At 37.7% G+C, this 16,088-nt stretch carries 14 protein-coding genes; 11 read left to right on the top strand and 3 right to left on the bottom strand.

Annotation, left to right across the window (positions count from 1 at the left end; translation table 11 throughout):
• Positions 1-25: 25 nt before the first annotated feature.
• The 4 genes from MUB18_RS10140 (at position 26) to MUB18_RS10125 (ending at position 6,561) form a co-directional block, all read left to right on the top strand.
• Complete coding sequence (locus MUB18_RS10140; protein WP_248755816.1) at positions 26-625, top strand: TetR/AcrR family transcriptional regulator; 600 nt, start codon at positions 26-28, stop codon at positions 623-625.
• A gap of 78 nt (positions 626-703) precedes the next feature.
• The gene (locus MUB18_RS10135) at positions 704-1,900 is read left to right on the top strand and encodes an efflux RND transporter periplasmic adaptor subunit (RefSeq protein WP_248755815.1); all 1,197 of its coding nucleotides are present in this window, start codon (positions 704-706) and stop codon (positions 1,898-1,900) included.
• A 19-nt stretch (positions 1,901-1,919) separates the two neighbouring features.
• Positions 1,920-5,108 carry an efflux RND transporter permease subunit gene (locus MUB18_RS10130; RefSeq protein ID WP_248755814.1) on the top strand — a complete coding sequence of 1,063 codons (3,189 nt, stop codon included), beginning with the start codon at positions 1,920-1,922 and terminating at the stop codon, positions 5,106-5,108.
• Positions 5,109-5,133: 25 nt separating this feature from the next.
• Positions 5,134-6,561, top strand: a complete 1,428-nt coding sequence (locus tag MUB18_RS10125) for a TolC family protein (RefSeq protein WP_248755813.1) — start codon at positions 5,134-5,136, stop codon at positions 6,559-6,561.
• A gap of 228 nt (positions 6,562-6,789) precedes the next feature.
• On the opposite strand, the gene MUB18_RS10120 is transcribed toward MUB18_RS10125, so the two are convergent.
• Both MUB18_RS10120 and MUB18_RS10115 read right to left on the bottom strand, forming a co-directional pair.
• Complete coding sequence (locus tag MUB18_RS10120; protein ID WP_248755812.1) at positions 6,790-7,368, bottom strand: NAD(P)H-dependent oxidoreductase; 579 nt, start codon at positions 7,366-7,368, stop codon at positions 6,790-6,792.
• A 172-nt stretch (positions 7,369-7,540) separates the two neighbouring features.
• Positions 7,541-8,566: a hypothetical protein gene (locus MUB18_RS10115; protein ID WP_248755811.1), complete on the bottom strand. Its 1,026-nt coding sequence runs from the start codon at positions 8,564-8,566 to the stop codon at positions 7,541-7,543.
• Between the two features lie 288 nt (positions 8,567-8,854).
• On the opposite strand from MUB18_RS10115, the gene MUB18_RS10110 reads away from it, so the two are divergent.
• Positions 8,855-9,604, top strand: a complete 750-nt coding sequence (locus MUB18_RS10110; RefSeq protein WP_248755810.1) for a lysophospholipid acyltransferase family protein — start codon at positions 8,855-8,857, stop codon at positions 9,602-9,604.
• Positions 9,605-9,656: 52 nt separating this feature from the next.
• Complete coding sequence (locus MUB18_RS10105; protein WP_248755809.1) at positions 9,657-10,040, top strand: DUF6268 family outer membrane beta-barrel protein; 384 nt, start codon at positions 9,657-9,659, stop codon at positions 10,038-10,040.
• Positions 10,041-10,091: 51 nt separating this feature from the next.
• Here the strand turns inward: MUB18_RS10105 and MUB18_RS10100 are convergent, their stop codons facing one another.
• A complete protein-coding gene (locus MUB18_RS10100) occupies positions 10,092-10,658 on the bottom strand; it encodes a Crp/Fnr family transcriptional regulator (RefSeq protein WP_045752134.1) in 567 nt (188 codons plus the stop codon).
• 336 nt (positions 10,659-10,994) lie between these two features.
• Here MUB18_RS10100 and MUB18_RS10095 point away from each other — a divergent pair, with 336 nt between their 5' ends.
• The 5 genes from MUB18_RS10095 (at position 10,995) to MUB18_RS10075 (ending at position 16,061) form a co-directional block, all read left to right on the top strand.
• A complete protein-coding gene (locus MUB18_RS10095) occupies positions 10,995-11,774 on the top strand; it encodes an alpha/beta fold hydrolase (RefSeq protein WP_248755808.1) in 780 nt (259 codons plus the stop codon).
• Between the two features lie 225 nt (positions 11,775-11,999).
• Positions 12,000-12,701 carry an ABC transporter ATP-binding protein gene (locus MUB18_RS10090; RefSeq protein ID WP_108158627.1) on the top strand — a complete coding sequence of 234 codons (702 nt, stop codon included), beginning with the start codon at positions 12,000-12,002 and terminating at the stop codon, positions 12,699-12,701.
• Positions 12,682-13,629 (top strand): HlyD family secretion protein, encoded by a 948-nt coding sequence (locus tag MUB18_RS10085; protein ID WP_248755807.1) that lies wholly within the window; start codon positions 12,682-12,684, stop codon positions 13,627-13,629. Before MUB18_RS10090 ends, MUB18_RS10085 begins: the two co-directional genes overlap by 20 nt.
• A 1-nt stretch (position 13,630) precedes the next feature.
• Complete coding sequence (locus MUB18_RS10080) at positions 13,631-14,764, top strand: ABC transporter permease (protein ID WP_045755063.1); 1,134 nt, start codon at positions 13,631-13,633, stop codon at positions 14,762-14,764.
• 1 nt (position 14,765) lies between these two features.
• Positions 14,766-16,061, top strand: coding sequence for a TolC family protein (locus tag MUB18_RS10075; protein WP_248755806.1), 1,296 nt, complete (start codon positions 14,766-14,768; stop codon positions 16,059-16,061).
• Positions 16,062-16,088 lie beyond the last annotated feature (27 nt).

Raw genomic sequence — 16,088 nt, 5'->3', positions numbered from 1 at the left:
GTTAAATCATTTATGCTAATAAAGCATGGCTAGTAAAGATCGCATACAACGTCTTAAAGACGAAAACCGCAGCAATATTCTTGACGCCTCTCTTCAGATTGTAAAAGAAGAAGGATGGCAAGCATTGAGCATGCGTAAGATCGCCGATATCATCGAATATACGGCTCCCATGATTTATGAATATTTTGCAAACAAAGATGCGATCTTAACAGAACTTGCTAACCAAGGTTACAGACTCCTTGCTCAAAAAGTTAAAGAAGCAAAATCTACAGAAACTGATCTCGAAAAACAATTGGAAGCGATGTGGTTTAGCTATTGGGATTTTGCCTTTCAAGAACGCGAGCTTTATCAATTAATGTTTGGAGTTGGAACCGCATGCTGTGGATTTGAAAAAACATATAAATGTGCCGAATCACACGGTAAGATGATCAGCGATGTTATCCGCGAGATTATGAAAGAAAAAGATCCATCAGAAGAATTGATCTGTAGAAAGTACTTTACATACTGGTCGATTATACATGGATTGATATCGATCAATCTGGTTAATCAAGGTAATGGAGATATTACCAATCAACAAGTTTTAAAAGATGCGATTTACGGAATCACGCGTTCACTCACTGATTAGTTTTTTTTTATCCGAAATAATACAACGTTAAAAAATCTAACAGCGTTAAATACACCATATATCAATTTTTAATACAATATGAAAACACATCTATTACTAGATTTTAAGAAAATTTATGCGCCTCTACTTAACAGTGTTAAACAATTTAATACAGTAAAGTATCTTTATCTTCTATCGGCAATTTTCTTATACAGCTGCACTACAGGAACGAGCAAAACTATACCTCCACCACCTGCTAGCTTACCAGTGATGACCATTGCAAGCGGTCAGGAAACGGTCTATCAAGAATATCCTGCTAGTATTGAGGCATCTGCCAATATTGAAATCAGACCACAGGTAGAGGGTATTTTAGACCGCATCTTTGTAGATGAAGGGGCAAAAGTTAAGAAAGGTCAAGCACTCTTCAAAATCAATGATCGCCCATATCAAGAGCAACTTAACCAGGCGAAAGCCAATTTACTCTCTGCCCGAGCAGCATTAGAAAATGCTACATTAGAAGTAGAGAAAAAGACACGCTTGGTCGACAACAAGGTATTAACAGATTTTCAGCTCAAAACAGCAATTAGTGCCCGTAATGCCGCTCAAGCAAATGTACAGTTGGCCATTTCAGCAATTGAATCCGCTAAAATCAATGTTGGATATACCTTGATCCGTGCTACGACAGATGGATACATCGGAAGATTACAAAAAAAACAGGGAAGTTTAGTTAGTCCGGCTGATTCCCAACCTTTAACAGCACTATCCAATGTACAAGATCTGCACGTTTACTTCTCTCTTGGTGAAAACGATTTCATCGCATTTAAAAATAATACAGCGGGTAACGACCTACAGCAAAAATTGAACAACCTCCCTCCTATCAACTTGGTGCTATCCGATCAAAGTATTTATGATCAGGTTGGAAAGATCGATATGGTAGATGGTCAATTTGACAAAAATACAGGAGCTATTACTTTACGAGCTACTTTCAAAAACCCCGAAGGAGTTTTAAGAAATGGAAATACAGGTCGTGTACGATTACAGAAGAAATATGACAATACCCTCTTGGTACCACAAATGGCAACACTCGAGATGCAGGATAAAATTTTCGTTTATACGGTTAACAAAGAAAACAAAGTAGTTCAACAGCCTATTACAGTCATCGGCAAAAGCGGATCCAATTACCTCGTGAGCAACGGCCTTAAAGAAGGAGACCGTATCGTCTATAAAGGAATTGATTTGCTTCAAGATGGTCAAGTGATCACCCCACAAGCATTACCGAAAGACAGCATCAACTAAACATAATACGACAAACAAAATGTTTAAAAAATTTATAGAAAAACCCGTACTTGCTACAGTTATCTCCATTCTGCTCGTCATATTGGGGATCATCGGAATCCTAAAACTTCCCTTACAACAATTCCCAGACATTGCCCCACCCGCAGTACAGGTGACGGCGCTTTATCCCGGAGCAAATGCCGAGACAGTACTTCGTGCTGTAGCCCCTTCGTTAGAAGAGTCCATCAATGGTGTAGAAAACATGAGTTACATGAGCTCCACAGCTAGTAATGACGGATCCCTCATGATTACTGTTTATTTCAAATTAGGAACTGATCCTGATCAAGCGGCAGTCAATGTTCAAAATCGTGTTTCCCAAGCGACCAGCCAACTTCCTAGCGAAGTCGTACAGGCAGGGATCACAACCGCCAAACAGCAAAACAGTCTGATCATGGTTTTGGATCTGTATACCGAAGACGAAAGTAAATACGATCAAACCTTTATTACCAACTATGCGCAGATCAATATTATTCCTGAACTTAAACGTATCCCCGGAGTAGGTCAAGCTTTGCCTTTTGGTGGAAGTAAAGATTATTCGATGCGTGTATGGCTCAAGCCCAATCAGATGGCTACTTACAAACTGACACCAGAAGAAGTCATGGCGGCCATTCAGGATAAAAACGTTGAAGCTGCTCCCGGAAAATTCGGAGAAAGCAGTAAAGAGGCTTTTGAATTTGTGATCAAATACAAAGGAAAACTAAATCAGCCAAGCGATTACGAAAATATCATTATCCGTTCCAATACAGATGGTTCGGTTTTAAGACTGAAGGATGTTGCCCGTGTTGAATTGGGTTCTTATACCTATGCCAGCCACACTCGCATCAATGGTAAGCCAGGACTTAATATTGGTGTGATGCAATTGGCAGGTTCCAACGCCAATGAAATTCAGATTGCGATCCAGGAGTTTATGGAAAAAGCATCACTGAGCTTTCCAAAAGGTGTCAAATACTTAGTGCTTTATAATACGAAAGATGCTTTGGATCAATCCATCGACCAAGTTAAACATACTTTAATAGAAGCTTTTATACTGGTATTTTTAGTCGTATTCCTATTCTTACAAGATTTTAGATCAACATTGATTCCTGCCATTGCAGTTCCTGTAGCGATTGTCGGAACATTCTTCTTCATGCAGCTGTTCGGTTTCTCCATTAACTTGCTGACACTATTTGCCCTAGTCCTTGCTATCGGTATTGTGGTAGATGATGCGATTGTCGTCGTCGAGGCCGTACATGCCAAGATGGAGAATGAACATCTGTCTCCTAAGCTAGCCACCACATCAGCCATGAGCGAAATCACAGGAGCCATTATTTCCATTACTTTGGTGATGTCGGCAGTATTCCTTCCCATTGGATTTATGGAGGGGTCAACAGGTGTATTTTATCGTCAGTTTGCTTTTACTTTGGCCATTGCCATTGTTATTTCAGCAATCAATGCTTTGACTTTGAGCCCTGCACTTTGCGCACTCTTTTTAAAGCCTACGCATCAAAACCAGTCTGATAAGAAGCAACTCAATTTTAAAGAACGCTTTTTTGCAGGCTTCAATGTTGGTTTTGATCGATTGACTAAAAATTATATCGGTAGTCTTCGCTTCTTGATTCGTTACAAATGGATTGCATTTACTGCTTTAGGTGTTATTTTACTTCTGACTGTTGTTATGATTCGCAAGACACCAACTGGTTTTATCCCTTCAGAAGATCAAGGTTTTATCGCTGTATCACTTTCTATGCCAGCAGGAGCATCATTAGACCGTACATCCAGTGCATTAGCCGAAGCAGAACAACAGTTACAACATGCTGATTTCACAAAAACATTGAACGTTTTAGCTGGTTTCAATATTTTAACACAGTCAACGAGTCCATCTGCCGGGGTCGCTTTTATCCTCCTCAAATCGCATAAGGAACGAGGAGCCATAAAAGATATCAATGCCATCATGGCGGATGTTAACCAGAAATTATCTAAAATCAAAGGCGCTAACTTTTTCGTGTTCACTTTCCCTACTGTACCTGGATTTAGTAACGTTGATGGACTCGATATGGTTTTACAAGATAGAACCGGCGGTCAACTGGGAAAATTCAGTACTGTAGGACAACAGTTTATTGGAGAACTGATGCAGCGTCCTGAAATCATGATGGCCTTTACCACATTCAAAGCCGATTATCCTCAGTACGAACTACAAGTAGATGACATCAAGGCTGAACAGCTCGGTGTCAGTACGAAAAGTATTCTGCAGACTATGCAAGCTTACTTTGGTAGCTCACAAGCTTCAGACTTTAACCGATTCGGCAAGTATTACCGCGTTATGGTACAGGCAGATGTAAAAGACCGTACCGAACCCTCTTCTATGAACGGTATTTTCGTTAAAAATCGTCAGGGCGATATGGTACCGATCAATACGTTGGTTACCATGACACGTGTATATGGTCCAGAGACAGCATCACGCTATAACCTATTCAACTCCATTGGTATCAATGCGATTCCAAAGCCTGGATACAGTTCAGGAGATGCTATTCGTGCGGTAGAAGAGGTGGCAAAGCAGCATCTCCCTACAGGATATACTTACGAATTCTCAGGTATGACCAAAGAGGAAATTGTTTCAGGTGGGCAGTCTACTCTTATTTTCATCCTATGTTTAATATTTGTTTACTTCCTGCTAGCTGCGCAATATGAAAGTTATATCATTCCTTTAGCGGTTATACTATCTATTCCGACAGGAATCTTCGGCGTATTTGCAGCAATTAGTCTAACAGACATATCCAATAATATCTATGTTCAGGTTGCCTTGGTTATGCTTATCGGCTTATTAGCCAAAAATGCCATTCTTATCGTCGAGTTTGCCATTCAGGGACGTAAAAGAGGGCTTTCGATAGCAAGTGCTGCTCTAAAAGCTGCAAAATTACGGTTGAGACCCATCATTATGACCTCACTCGCCTTTATTGTAGGAATGATCCCGATGATGACAGCCGTAGGACCATCTGCTCAAGGAAATCACTCCATCAGTATTGCAGCCGCAGGCGGTATGCTCAGTGGGGTCGTGTTAGGTCTTTTTATCATTCCAGTGCTCTTTATCTTCTTCCAATACTTACAAGAGCAAGTAAGTAAAAAGCCTATTGGACAACAAGAGTTGGACCGACCAGAAGGTGTTAGAGTGCCAGCACATACTAATGTTTAGTGAAATAATGACAAAATTGAAATACATGAATATAAAAGTAAACATACTGATGGCTTTCATCTTGCCCTTTCTTGTATGGTCTTGTAAAACAGAAAAAATCATCAGCAACAAAGATCTTGCCCCTGCCCTTCCTACACAATTTCGTGACCAGCAAGAAGAAGCAAAAGAAACGAGCATCGGTTCCATTCCATGGCGAGATTTCTTTCAGGACCGTATTTTACAAGATCTGATTGATAGTGCCATCCATCAAAATGTAGACATGCAGCTCGCCATCAAAAACATCGAGTCATCGAGACTGATGTTAAAACAGGCTAAAGCTAACTATTTGCCAAATTTGCAATTGCAGATAAAAGCAAACAGTACCAATCCATCCAACAATAGTATGAACGGATTAAGTCTAGGACAGTTTCTAGGTCAAAACCACGTTGAAGATTATACGGCATCACTAGGATTATCATGGGAAGCCGATTTATGGGGAAAGATAAAGAATCAGAATACAGTAGCATTAGCTTCTTATTTACAAACCGAAGAAGCAAAAAAAGCAGTGCAGACACAATTGATTTCTCAAGTAGCACAGGGATATTACCAATTGCTTATGCTTTATCAGCTACATGAGATTGCGCAACAAAATCTACGTCTTAGTGACAGCACCTTGCGCATTGTCCAACAACAGTATGAAGTTGGTGATATCAGTATGTTAGCTGTAGAGCAGGTGGATGCACAGCGTCTGGCAGCAGCAAGTCTCATCCCAGATTTCGAACAGCAGATCCATCTACAGGAGAATGCCATTCAAATCCTGAGTGGTCGATTACCACAGGAGATTACAATCAAGGAAAAACTGGAAAATATTGAACTTCCAGACCACTGGTCTGCTGGAGTACCTGCCGATCTATTGAGCCGTAGACCCGATGTTAAGCAAGCAGAGCTTGCCGTCACAAGCGCTAAAGCCTATCAGCAATATGCAAAAGCAAGGATGTATCCTTCCTTGGTGATCAGTGCCGAAGCAGGAATTAATGCGTTCAAGAGCAGCAATTGGTTCAATATACCAGCATCTCTATTTGGCGCTATCGCAGGTAGTATCACACAGCCTATATTTCAGCGTCGTGAACTAAAAACAAAATATGAAATAGCACAGATTGATCAAGAAAAAAATGTCATTCGATTCAAACAAGCAGTGATTACAGCAGTTGGTGAAGTATCTGACGCTTTAGTATCAATACAAAAATTAAAAGAAAAGCAGCATATCACACAGGAAAGAACCAATCGATTGAAGAAGGCTATTCAGCATGCCGATCTGCTTTTTGAAACGGGTATGGCGACTTACTTAGAAGTTATAACAGCACAAAGCAATATGCTGCAAAGTGAATTGGAACTGGCTCAAGTTAAGAAAGCCGAACTTGCTGCAGTGGTTGATCTCTACCGATCTTTAGGTGGAGGATGGACAGCTGATTAATAAAAAAGAATCAAAATTGAAAAGACGATCTAATGACCGTCAATATGAGGCAAAGGAGAGGTTGTTAAAAAATACAACCTCTCCTTTTTTTATCATTTTTATCCGTACACCCTTTAAGGAAAGTATAAGCAAACAACTATTTCATTTTTCAATTGGTTGGCAGTTATAAAACTTACTGTGCTCCTTATTTTTTAAAAAATCAGTTTTTATTTTTTAAAATACTTTAACTTAAAGATTTCCTTTTCCCAATTTCGCTACTTTTTCGATCCAAGTTTTACGTAACTTTTCATCAGAAGTTTTAACAATGCCGATATAAGTTACTTTCACTGGAGATACACCACAGAATTGTAAGGTTGATTTTTTCAACTGGTTGACACTTGGTCGTCCATAAACAAGATGATAATACCATCCAGGTTGATCCATAGTCGTAATAATATGTGCTGTCTTTCCTTTCAAAAGCCGATCCCAAAAAACCGAATTGGGTCGATATTTAAAAGCCATCCCCGGTAAAAATAAGCGATCAATAAATCCTTTAGTTATAGCAGGAAGACCACCCCACCACACGGGATGAACCCAAACCAAATGATCAGCCCACAAAATCATTTCCCACGCCTCAAGTAAATCGGGTTCCAAGTCCATCCGCTTACTATATCCAAATTGCAAATTGGGATTAAAATCCAGATTTGCAATCGTAATTGCTCTGATTTCAGCTCCTGATTGCTTTGCGCCATCAATATAAGCCTTTACAAGAGCAAAATTGAACGAATCCGCATTAGGATGTCCATTTATTATCACTATTTTTTTCATTGAATTTATTTATATTCTTAGACAAAGGCAATCTCATCATTATTGACATCAGATAGTATTCATTTTGCACTTGCATCCTGTCCTAATTTCAAAAGTTTATAGCCTCCTATTTATACACTACAGTATGTTATCAACATCGAATTTAATAAAACCTGATCTTTTCCATTACCTATTAAATTACATTGACCGTTATCGTTTTATAATCAACTAGAAGATGATGTAAATCTTGTTTCGTATGCAATTCATGGGCAAAGTATATTCGATTTTCAACATGAGTATTAAATAATGATTCAATATGTAAAACAGTTGATAGAGCCGTCAGCTCAGCTTGACCTTTCTCACTCAGCACACTAATTTTCTTCTGTTTCCCATCACGAGCATATATCACCACATCGAAAACAGATAAATCACCATTTCCACTGGACGAGAAAACTTTTCTTCTGCTCTTGAGAGAAAGCCTCTTAAATATACCAAATCGTTGCATAGCACCCAACAGCCAAGTTATAAATTTAGAGTTGTAGGTCATTTTTACAGAGACATTCGGAATATGCTCGATTTTATGGAGAATATACAAATCAGGGACATCAAAATTATAGACTTGACGTCTTCCGATTCCGAAACCAAACTCAAAATAATCAGTATCTAAAAAGTGTGTGATATGCACGGGTTTATTATCTTCATAGCGTACAAATGGAGTGGCGACATTTTCAGCCATAAAATAGGCAGAGCTCTCTCCTGCAAGATCTTTGACGGAGTAATAGACAAATAGATCTACCTTTTCAATATCTGTATCATTAGGAATATGAGCCTTCACTAATCCGCTGACAATACCCCCCATCCATCCAGAACTAAACACAATTCGGCTATTGATGTCATGATCTACAACCGCGTGGTATGCCTTCATTAATGCTGGAGTTGGTTTTGTAATATCAATATAATCCAAACGATGCTTAACTGCAAAATGTAAAACATTGTCTTCGTTATCATTTACACTCAACACAATAAGATCTATTTTTTTATCTAAAATAGACTGAAAAGTACCTGGTTGATTGACATCGATCGTTAAATCATTATCTTCCACAGCGGTCTTCCTACTTCCCACGAAAAGATGAGCATCCGGGTTTCTTGATTTAAGTATCCTATAAATCGTCTTCCCGACCAATCCTTTACCTCCAATAATTAAAATATTTTTTTGCATCTTTTTTTGTACAAAAATATCGTTGAAAACTTACTCTTTACAGGACATATGTCTAAAAGGTAATGGTCGCTTAAGAACAGTTTTGACTATAAAGATTAATTTTTCTGGACAGTACTACAATCAATCGTAGACCTCTACTTTTTTATAAAAATGAATAAGGGTAAAGAAGCATACGATTGTCATAGATAAAAAGGGATGCTTATTGAATTTCTGATACCATAGAATTTACAATTTCCACCAATTACATCACAGTATAAAAACGTTACAGAACAATAAAACACAATCATTATGTTAGGCTATTTCATTGGACATATTTGCAAATATCGGCTAAGCGTATGCGTACAAAATCTTGCACGTGCCTTTCCTCACCTATCTTATCATGAAATTAACACGCATCGTGATAATTTTTATAGAAATTTCGCCCGTATTATATGGGAAAATTTTAATTCCAGTCAGGTAAAAGTACAATTATCGGAATCAGCACTTGAAATCATCAGTAAGCTCCAGAAACAACGACGCCAAACTATATTTCTATTGGGACATTACGGAAATTGGGAGGTGATAGCAAAAATTCCACAATTTACCCATATGCCAATACAAGCCTTGTATAAACCCTTAAAAAACAAAATTTTTAACTATTTAAGTTATAAAAAAAGAACAAAGCATGGTATGCGTCTATTACCTGCTCAGCATGCATTAAGAACACTTTTACGCGAAAAACAAACTCCTTCCATCACATTTTTTATTGCTGATCAATTTCCTGGACACGACAATGGAATTGCTGTTGAATTTTTACAGCAACCGACCTTTATGTTTTCAGGTGCCGAAAAACTAGCAAGACAGTTAGATACTTATGTAGGGTATGTTTCCTTAAAACCTTTAAATAAACAAGTATGGGAACTTGATATTAAACCGATATGTGATCATGCAGCAGCAACTTCAGAAGGATTGATAACTAAGCAATTTGCGTCCATGCTGGAAAAAAGTATACAAGAAGACCCTAGTTGGTGGTTGTGGACACATCGTCGTTGGAAATAAAAATAAAGGGTAAAGTACCTACCAATTGTCTTAATAAAAATGAAATTTCCCAATGGTCTTTCTTGCCCTTTACCTCAATTGGAAAACCGAAGGAAAATATGCGGTAAGGATAGCTCTAATGCAAGGTTTAGAAATGTCAGTAGGATACGATTTTACGAAAAACCTAAGATTGAATCTTATTGCAGAAATGAATGGGCAAACAGCCTTACTACAACAAGAAGGAAAAGACAAAATGTTTTCACATTTATATATGATTGCTGGTTTTCGCCCAGAAATAAAAATCGGAAAAAAGATATCAATACCGCTAACCATTGGCATGAATCTGTGGCGACCAGCTCAGATCACAGATAGAACATTGAAAAGTATGTTTCAAGATAAAGAATATTACTTCCGAGCATCTGCCTACGCATCTGCAGGTTTAAAGATGCATTTATAATAAAACTTAAGAGCTAGGTATCACGTCTATGAATCAATAGCACATGAACAACTAAAAAGTGATCTCTTTTCTAATACGGCTCAAATGACGTTGGGTAATTCCGAGATAAGAAGCTAAATAGTGTAACGGGATTTGTAAAATAAATTGCGGTTGATTTTTGAGTAAAGAAGCATATCGTTGTGCAGCAGTTTCCTTTTGCAATTGAAACACCCGCTTTTCCAATTCAAGATATTGCTGCTCTGCAATAACTTTAAGAAATTGGGTCCAGATCTGATTTTCAAGCACTAATTCATCAAGTTTATTTTTTTGAATCACCAACAGTGACACCTGAGAAATAGCCTGTATCGCTTCTACACTTGGGTTTCCTGTTATAAAAGATGAATAGGCCGCAATCAAATCATTTGGAAATCGAAAACAATACGTAATATCATCGCCCTTAGGAGTTGTATAAAATGAACGAAAAATTCCCGATTGTATAAATGCGACTTCATTACATCTTTGATTTTCACGAACAAAATAATCACCTTTATCCAAAACCCTCAATTCAAAAAGTTGAATCACTTTACTAATTTCCTGTTCTGTAAATATTTCAAAATCGCGAAAAAAATCTGCTATCATTACTGCTTATTATATATATTCTTCAGACCATCTAGCCTCTTTAATAGTACAAATCTACATTAATATTTTCAGCAATTGATACTATCATCTATTCAGCCATTTACTTCCGACAGTATGTAAAAACGTACGGCCATCATAAAAAGATACTGCAGGCACCAGTTTACCAAATCATATGAGCAGCAGTTTACTCGGATGGAGTTACGAGCAATATTTATTATAAAATCGATCTCACTTACAACCAATATAAGTGATGCAAATGGATTTATAGTACAACCCTATAAATTAATTTTAGTAATTTTGAATAAGAACTGAAGCATTTATTAAAACAGATTAACATTGGAAGAACTACAATACAGCAAGATATATGGAGCACAAAACACAGGTATTCCTTTAGTGGTTTTACATGGATTATTTGGCATGTCGGACAATTGGGGGACTTTTGGTCGCAGTTTCGGTGAAAAAAGGCAGGTACATCTGCTAGACCTGCGTAATCATGGTCGGAGTTTTCATAGCGATGAGATGTCTATAGAAGCCATGGTCGATGATTTATATACTTATATCAAAGCAATTGGAGCAGATAAAATTGATCTTTTAGGGCATTCACTAGGTGGTAAAGTTGCGATGCAATTTGCAATCGACCATCCCGAAAAAGTAAGAAAGCTTATTGTGGCAGATATTGCACCGAAACCATATCCGCCGCATCATGAAGATATATTCAATGCCCTAAGTGCCGTAAATATTGAAAATGTCGAAAATAGAAAAGATGTGCAGACCGCGCTCGAAAAATATATCAAAGAGCCCGGTGTAATTCAATTTTTATTAAAAAACGTCTACATCAAAGAAAATAGAAAACTAGGTTGGCGTTTTAATTTAGATGTTTTAAAAGGAAAATATACTGATTTCATTACCGTAGGGATCAAATCAGGAGTATTTGAAGGCCCAACTTTATTCTTAGCAGGCGAAAAATCTCGATATATACTTCCAGAAGACAAGACAAACATCGAAATTCAATTTCCAAAAGCTACGATCAAAACTATTCCCAATGCCGGTCACTGGGTACAAGCAGAAAATCCACAAGCCTTCGACACTTTTGTTGCTGAGTTTTTGGATCAGTAACAAAACTTAGGACATGAACATCCCCATTATAGAGGAAACGATTCTTGTACCAAAAAATCATTAAATGAAGCTTAAAAACACTCCTATACGTTAAGTACGGGAGTGTTATTATCAAATCCCAAAGATTGATTTTTTTTACATTTTCTTGGTGTCTAAAATTTTGTCGATATTCGTATATCTAAGGCAAACATGGCCTCACTATAGTTGTTTTTACTAAAATATGATATGCCAGAGCAAATCGTCACATTAGAAAATGTCAAAAAGATTTATAAGACAGGCGATACGACCATAACTGCATTAGACAGCACGACTATCAGTTTTGAAACGAATAAATTGACCTTGATTATGGGCCCATCGGGCAGCGGAAAGACTACGCTATTATCTATTCTAGGTTTTGTGATCTATCCAACAGAAGGTGAAGTCATATATAAAGGCAAGAAAGTGAGCGAATTAAAAGAATCAGATTTAGCGACATTACGCCTACATGAAATAGGCTTTATTTTCCAGCAGTTTAACCTTATCGAACCATTAAACGCTTTAGAAAATGTCATGCAACCACTTATATTACAAGGAATAAAAAAAAATGAGGCGACCAAACGAGCAAAAATAGCTTTGGAAGAAGTCGGATTAGTTACCCGTATGTATACGCTTCCAAAAAGACTCAGTGGTGGACAGAAGCAACGAGTGGCCATAGCACGAGCTTTAGTAACAAGTCCATCCATGATTCTTTGTGATGAACCTACAGCTTCATTAGATGCAAAAAGCGCTGAGAGCATTATGAAAGAGCTCAAAACACTAGCTTCTAAAAACAAAGTAGTCGTCATCGTCACTCATGATTTACGACTGCGCCAATATGCGGACAAAGTAATATATGTCGAAGAAGGAAAAGTTTCAGATGCAATTAGAAATGAAGAAGATTACAAATAGGTTAACGATCATGATGGTCATTGCCATGATTGCAGGTGCATGCAGTTCGGATAAGAAACCAAAAGCTACCCAAAGCAGCGACCAGATCCTAAAACAGGTAAGCGAAGTAAAGGCATTAGGAAAAATTATTCCAGCAGAAGATTGGGCCCTTATTGCTAGTACCACCCCAGCACTGATTAAGGAAGTATTGGTCAAAGAAGGTGATTCGGTAACAAAAGGACAGATTCTTATCCAGCTTGAGCAAGGAAATGCTCCGTTGGATATCAAACAAGAGCAGGCAAAGCTCAACAGTATAAAAGCTCAAAACGCAATATCACTGGAGGATATCCATAGAGGGAAACTACATGTGCAAGAATTGCAAGATAAATATGAAACTTCAAAACAACTATTTTCCAAAAATGCGGAGACAAGAGAAGTAATGGAAACAGATTACTCCAACTGGCGTCAAGAAGAATTTATACTAGAAGGACTTCAAAAAAAATACAAAGCTCAACAGATTGCCGAAAAGGAACAATATTTACAGATACAGAAAACAAAAAATCTGGTTACAGATTTTACTATTCAAGCGCGTAAATCAGGAATCGTCATGGATTTAACGGCTCATGTTGGACAAAGTATCAGTAGTACGACTGAGCTTGGAAAAATAGTAAATGTAGTTGAACCAATTGTAGAGGCCGAAGTAGATGAATTATTTGCACAAGACGTGAAAGTTGGTCAGTTGGTCACCATTTCCCAAGTGGGAAGAAAAGATAAAGCAATAGAGGGACATGTCATTTATACAAGTCCTATATTATCCAATAAATCCATCCTTTATGAAACCGCAAATGAAGGCGAAGACCGTCGTGTTCGAAAAATCAAAATACAGCTAAGTACGAACAACGAACTGGCCATTAACGCAAAAGTAGACTGTACGATCAAGATCAAGTAATATGTTGAGATTGGCCTATAAATTCATCAAATACGACCGAGCAAAAAGTGTCGGTATTATCACCGCTATTGTGATCAGTATATTTCTAATCGGTCAACAATTGGGACTTCTTTTTTTTCTAATGGGGCTAATGGGTAATCTAGTAGGAAACGCTCCTGTTCAAGATAACGATCTATGGATCATAGAAGCCCAGAGTAGCAATATCAATACAGTCAATAGTCTCGATCAGCGATTAGTACAACAAATCGGAAGCTTACCCGATATAGCGCAAACTTTTCCAGTGATCCTAGCACCAGCTCGAGCTACCTTTTTAGATGGAAAAACAGCTTCAGTGACTTTAGTTGGAGCCGATGCTCCAGATTATGTTATGGGTCCTGATCAAGATCGGATAAAAGAAGGGATATTATCCTCACTCACAGATCCAGGCTCAGTATCAGCTGAATTTTTTAGTTCAAAAACCTGGAATACCACCCTATTCGTCAACAAAGCTATTGAAATCAATGGACAAAGGGCTAAAATAAGTTTGATAACAAAACAAGCACAAGCATTCGGAGCCAGTCTGATGTACACCTCCACCAACAATGCAAGACTCTTAGGAAATGTCCCACCATTTAAAGTGAATATCATCATTGCTAGATTAAAACCAGGAACAGATAAAGAAAAGATCAGTAATGAGATTACGCAACTATTTCCACAATTGCGGGCTTGGGATGCCAAAAAATTGCAAAAATCTACAATCAAAGAAATCTTGGTAACATCCAATATGGGCATGAGCTTCGGTACATTGGTCCTTTTTGCCATGATCAGTGGATTTTTCATCATTGGACTCACCCTCTATTCTTCAGCTTTAGACAGAATCAAAGACTATGGTACATTAAAAGCTATTGGAGCGAAAAAAAGTTATGTCAATAAGCTCATTATAGCACAAGCTTTTTTATATGCTATAATAGGTTATTTGATTGCCATGCTTTTACTTATCGGATTCAAGTTTGGTGTAGCAGGATCAGGTTTAGTTATTGATATTTCACCAATATTTGCTTTATTTTTATTATTGATCACTTTAATTATTTCAGTTGGCGGTTCATTATTTGCGGTTCGTAAAATTGCTAAACTGGAACCAGCGTCTGTTTTTTAGTATGAAAAAGATTGTAATCATTATACTGGCCATTTTTCCAATCTTCGTTCAAGCGCAGGCCTTGAGCATAGAACAATTATGGAACAATGTCGATCAAAGCCTCACTCACCAGCAAGATTTACTACGTAAAGAAATCAAAGAACAGGAATTAAAAGAAATAAAAAGCAATCGCACTCCAGTATTTTATATAGATGCAAATTTGCAGCGCAATCTCATTATTCCAACAACACCAGTACCCGCCATCGCTTTTGACCCCAACGCATTGGATGGAGCTATTATACCCTTAAAGTTTGCTACTAAATGGTCTTCTAAAGCTGGGATCCAAATGGAGTGGAGCTTATTTGATCCTAAACGACAGCTTAATGAAAAACAGCAGTCCCTAGAAATCCAAAAAGCGGAAATCATTAGAGATCAACATAAACAAGATTGGAAACATGATGCGACATTAGCATACGCTTCTGTTGTACTCGCCACACAACAATATGAAATGGCATTAAAAGATTCTGCATCTTATGCGGATATTTTACAGATTAGCAAAGCGCGTTATGAAGCGGGACGACTTCCATCCAATCAATACCTTAGCGCCCAACAAGAATACGAGCGCAAACGCATTACTCTATATGAAGCATGGTCTGTTCTCATAGATGCAGACCTAGAGCTACGTAAATATACCAACTTAGAAAACACACAGACTTTAAGTTCAAATATCGAAGCTATCAAGGGCTTTGTCGAACACCTCAAAAAAGAAAATTTTGCCATCAAATCTATAGCGCTTGATCAGCAGATCAATCTCTTGCAGAGAAGGAGCATTAAAAAGCAACTACTACCGACATTAACTGCAAATGCCTATTTAGGAAAACAATATTTCAGCAATGAATTTCGCCTCGATAAAAATAATGCTTGGTATGGAAATAGTTATGTCAATATTGCACTCCGTATCCCCCTTTCTGCTTATTTCACAGCGCAACCTACATTAAAAAAAGAAATACTAAATGCTCATGTTTTGGAATTGCAATTACAAGAAGAACAGCACATTGACCAGATCAAAACACAGCAACAGAATACTAAAATTAAGACTGCCCAGCTGAAGATTGATCGCCTTCACCACATTGAAAAATTAGCCGCTCAAGCTGTAAAAGAACAAGATTCTGCCTATCGTGGAGGTAGATTGATCTTGACAGAATACCACGAATCAGTCCTTAGTTACCAAAAAGCCAAAAAAGATATTTGGCAGGCAGAATACGATTTGATCAAGTTATTATTGGATGATTCAGACAACAATCCTTCTATTAATTAAAAATACATAAGTACAAAAACATCATCC

It is taken from the genome of Sphingobacterium sp. PCS056 (genome assembly GCF_023273895.1).
Lineage (GTDB): Bacteria > Bacteroidota > Bacteroidia > Sphingobacteriales > Sphingobacteriaceae > Sphingobacterium.
Note: the sequence above shows the minus strand (reverse complement) of the source record. Positions and strands in the feature narration are given on the sequence as shown.

Coding starts and splice junctions, on each gene's coding strand:
- MUB18_RS10080 (WP_045755063.1), top strand. CDS start 13,631: ATGTTGAGATTGGCCTATAAATTCATCAAATACGACCGAGCAAAAAGT.
- MUB18_RS10110 (WP_248755810.1), top strand. CDS start 8,855: ATGTTAGGCTATTTCATTGGACATATTTGCAAATATCGGCTAAGCGTA.
- MUB18_RS10135 (WP_248755815.1), top strand. CDS start 704: ATGAAAACACATCTATTACTAGATTTTAAGAAAATTTATGCGCCTCTA.
- MUB18_RS10115 (WP_248755811.1), bottom strand. CDS start 8,566: ATGCAAAAAAATATTTTAATTATTGGAGGTAAAGGATTGGTCGGGAAG.
- MUB18_RS10090 (WP_108158627.1), top strand. CDS start 12,000: ATGCCAGAGCAAATCGTCACATTAGAAAATGTCAAAAAGATTTATAAG.
- MUB18_RS10125 (WP_248755813.1), top strand. CDS start 5,134: ATGAATATAAAAGTAAACATACTGATGGCTTTCATCTTGCCCTTTCTT.
- MUB18_RS10085 (WP_248755807.1), top strand. CDS start 12,682: ATGAAGAAGATTACAAATAGGTTAACGATCATGATGGTCATTGCCATG.
- MUB18_RS10105 (WP_248755809.1), top strand. CDS start 9,657: ATGGTCTTTCTTGCCCTTTACCTCAATTGGAAAACCGAAGGAAAATAT.
- MUB18_RS10130 (WP_248755814.1), top strand. CDS start 1,920: ATGTTTAAAAAATTTATAGAAAAACCCGTACTTGCTACAGTTATCTCC.
- MUB18_RS10140 (WP_248755816.1), top strand. CDS start 26: ATGGCTAGTAAAGATCGCATACAACGTCTTAAAGACGAAAACCGCAGC.
- MUB18_RS10075 (WP_248755806.1), top strand. CDS start 14,766: ATGAAAAAGATTGTAATCATTATACTGGCCATTTTTCCAATCTTCGTT.
- MUB18_RS10120 (WP_248755812.1), bottom strand. CDS start 7,368: ATGAAAAAAATAGTGATAATAAATGGACATCCTAATGCGGATTCGTTC.
- MUB18_RS10100 (WP_045752134.1), bottom strand. CDS start 10,658: ATGATAGCAGATTTTTTTCGCGATTTTGAAATATTTACAGAACAGGAA.